Below are 1,899 nucleotides of genomic sequence, written 5' to 3' on the forward strand. Positions count from 1 at the left end.
CTCCATTTCATCGCTGCTTTGCCCTGTGGTTTTGTTGGAACCCATGTTATCTGGACCCTCCCGTTATTGTATCGGCATGCTCTTATAGTGCTATAACATAAAGGAATTTCTTTCAAGTTTTATTATTACGAAAATATATAATAAAATAAAAGAAAAAAAATCACAGCCCGCGAACTATCCGAATATCACCGTCACCCCACCTCTTTTTTACACCGTCTATGAGCTGTGAAATAGCCCAGTCCGGGGTAGAGGCCCCGGCTGATATGCCAATCTTTCGAGCGCCCGTTGTCATGTGATCTTGCAACTCCTCAGACCTTTCGAGATGATAGACCCTGTCGTTGGATTCGGAGGCAAGCTCGGCGAGTCTCCTCGTATTGGCGCTGTTAAATCCACCGATAATGAGCATTGCATCAACGTTTTTCGCAATTTCAACCGTCTCCCTCTGCCTGATCGTGGTGGCGCTGCAGATGGTATTGAAAACCCTGACTTCCTGAAAAACCTCCAGGGCCTCGCTCACCCATTTCATGAGATTTTCTTGCGTCTGCGTCGTCTGGGCGACGATGCCGGCCCTCCTCCTTCTCCTTGATTGCTTTATCTCATCAAAGTCTGTAATGACGTTGCCCACATCCTCGACGTAACTCCGAATGCTCTTTACCTCCGGATGGTCTTTATCCCCCAGGATGATAACCGTATAGCCTTCTCTTGCCAGGTATGTCGCAAATTCCTGTGCTTTCGTAACGAAGGGACACGTCGCATCGACAACCCGCACGTCCTTTTCCTTTAGCATTTCACTCTCGCCTCTCGTCAAACCGTGGGACCTGACTATCAATGTCCCACAGGTTATATCCTGGGCGGAGTCAAGGAGGGTTACCCCTTTTTCCTCGAGCTGTTCCACCACCTGCGGGTTGTGAATTATCTGTCCGAGGGTATATATCTCCCCCGCCTTTTCATCGCGGCAGGTTTCAAAGGCCATTTTGATCGCTCTTTTCACGCCGAAGCAGAAACCGGCGCTCTTCGCCACGATGATCTTTTTTTTCTTTCCCGTCCTGTTTTTAGCCACTCTTTCTCACTTCCTCAATGATAATACGGGCCGCCTCTTCAGGAGACAGCGCCGTGGTATCCACGCAGGTAACGTTGGGGGCAATTTTCAGGGGGGAATTGTCTCTCGTGCTGTCCTGAATATCGCGCCGTATCATATCCTCGTAAGCTTCCCGGAACGAGAGGCTCTCGCCTGCCGTTACGAGCTCCCGGTGCCTTCGTTCCGCCCTTGTATAGACAGACGCATCGATAAAAAACTTGAACTCTGCATCCGGAAATATGACGGTCGTCGCGTCCCTCCCCTCGCATATCACGCCACCGGAGGCCCCCATCATCTGCTGCTTTTCAACGAGAATCTGCCTCACCATCTGTACCCTCGAGATATCGGAGGCTTTCATTCCCACCTCTTCAGATCGAAGCTGATCCTCCATATCCTCACCGTCCACGATAATCCTCTGGCCTTCCGCGCCGACGCGAAATTCGATCTCCATCCTGCCGAGCCGTTTCGAGAGCTCGGGGCTGTCGGTAAACTCCAGCCCTTCTCTCATCGCCACGAGGGCTGCTGCCCTGTACATCGATCCCGTATCTATCAGTCTGTAGCCCAGCTTGTTTGCTACCATTTTTGAAACGGTCGTCTTTCCTGAACCGGGCGGGCCATCGATCGCTATTATTGGCTTCTCTCTCACGTCGAAAGACTCCGCAGTTTGTCATAAAATCCGGGGAAAGACGTGGCGACGCAGTCACGGTCATCGAGGGTAATCCCGATGCCGGCCCCGAGCGCAAAGATTTCCAGCGCCATGGCAATCCTGTGGTCTCCGAAGCTCGACACCTTTCCACCCCTGTACGCATCTCCCCGTCCCT

The 1,899-nt window shown here is 51.9% G+C and carries 3 protein-coding genes; all 3 read right to left on the reverse strand.

Translation table 11 applies throughout. From position 1 onward, the window contains the following. Nucleotides 1-160: 160 nt before the first annotated feature. Nucleotides 161-1,060 (reverse strand): 4-hydroxy-3-methylbut-2-enyl diphosphate reductase, encoded by a 900-nt coding sequence (gene ispH / locus GTN70_11040; GenBank protein ID NIO17500.1) that lies wholly within the window; start codon nt 1,058-1,060, stop codon nt 161-163. Continuing rightward, entirely contained in the window at nt 1,053-1,724 is a 672-nt protein-coding gene (locus tag GTN70_11045) for a (d)CMP kinase (GenBank protein NIO17501.1), read from the reverse strand. Before GTN70_11045 ends, ispH begins: the two co-directional genes overlap by 8 nt. Next, a partial coding sequence (locus GTN70_11050; protein NIO17502.1) for a 3-phosphoshikimate 1-carboxyvinyltransferase occupies nt 1,721-1,899 on the reverse strand: 179 nt, incomplete at its 5' end. The genes GTN70_11045 and GTN70_11050, both read right to left, overlap by 4 nt.

This window comes from Deltaproteobacteria bacterium, from assembly GCA_011773515.1.
GTDB lineage: Bacteria > Desulfobacterota > Deferrimicrobia > J040 > J040 > WVXK01.